This is a genomic window from Allobosea sp. P2_A10, from assembly GCF_056405115.1.
The window spans coordinates 1-1,191 of sequence record NZ_JBFUCS010000057.1 but is presented as its reverse complement, the minus strand read 5'-3'; the positions used below and the strand labels follow the sequence as shown (position 1 = coordinate 1,191).

Here is a 1,191-nt window from a genome sequence, read left to right as displayed (position 1 = left end):
GGGAGCAGCTGAGCTTGCCGAACTTCTTCGCGCCATGCGCGCTTGGGAACAGGTGCGGGATCGAGCAGATGCGATCGGTGCCCGCCCGGCGGGGCTAAGACTGCAGTAAATACTGCCCCTGCAATGCGGCAGACCTATAAACTCGATCAAGAACAGGCCTTGGACAATCGATGCCAATATCGCTCGTGATATTGATTGTGACCGTCGCGCTCATGCTCGGGGGCATCGGCTACGTGAGCTTCGGCGGCCGCTGAATAGCCCATTCCAGTAACTGGCGGGCACTTGGCGTCGTCATCGGAAAAAAGCCTGCCACACTGCGGCAGGCTCTGTTTTGTGCTCTCAATAAAAGCGCCGGCCATAGCCACGACGCCCGTGACGCCTGCGGCGCGCATACATCGGGGGCCCGCGCCTGCGCCCACGGCCCCAGCCAAGGTGTCGGCCACGGTTCCCGCGATTCCACCCCTTGCCGTTTCGGTTTCCACCCTTTGCGAACTCAGTATCGACGTCGTTGAGTATGCCTTGGAGCGTGTCGATTTCCGGCGACAGGCTAAGCACTAATGTCGTCGCCGAAGCGGCGGAAGCACCGATGAGACCAGCGGTGGAGCACGTCATCCCGGCCTTCGGGCTGATGGTCTGGCTCGTGACTCGGCACGCCCAGTTCGGGACAATCGCGGTCGGCGTCTTCTCGGCAGCCTATGCCTGCGTCACCGCCATGGCCATGGCTGCGGCGCTGAATGCAAGGCCGCTCCTGAGCCTCGGCTGACACGACAAATTTCCGCTTTTCCAAGCGCTCGAACGCGCGCCCGACGCACAGAGGAGATCATACGTTATGTATCACGCAATCGTCCGCCGCCGTGTACCGGACAAAGGCTGGAGGGCGAGATCAGGTCACAATCGATCAGGTTGTTCTATTCCCCAGTCGACAGGGCTTGAACTCAGTCTCTCAGGAGAGCGCGCAAGCGGGAGCGCTGCGATCAGTGTTGCCCAAGGCCGCGTAGAGGCTGTTGAACGGTCGAGCGTTTCACTGAACCGCGCCGGGTTTGTCGGAGGCTCCAACTCCTGAGAAGGTGGAGCCATGACGAGCAAGACGACGAACAAATTCTCGCCTGAGGTGCGGGCCCGCGCGGTTCGGATGCTGCTGGAGCACGAGAGCGAGCATCCGTCCCGCTGGGCGGCGATCATGTCGATTTC

The 1,191-nt window shown here is 61.6% G+C and carries 1 protein-coding gene; it reads left to right on the top strand.

Features of this window, described 5'->3' with window-relative positions; translation table 11 throughout:
- Positions 1-586 precede the first annotated feature (586 nt).
- Complete coding sequence (locus AC1DZY_RS26600) at positions 587-763, top strand: hypothetical protein (protein ID WP_476823161.1); 177 nt, start codon at positions 587-589, stop codon at positions 761-763.
- Positions 764-1,191: the final 428 nt, after the last annotated feature.

Coding starts and splice junctions, on each gene's coding strand:
- AC1DZY_RS26600 (WP_476823161.1), top strand. CDS start 587: ATGAGACCAGCGGTGGAGCACGTCATCCCGGCCTTCGGGCTGATGGTC.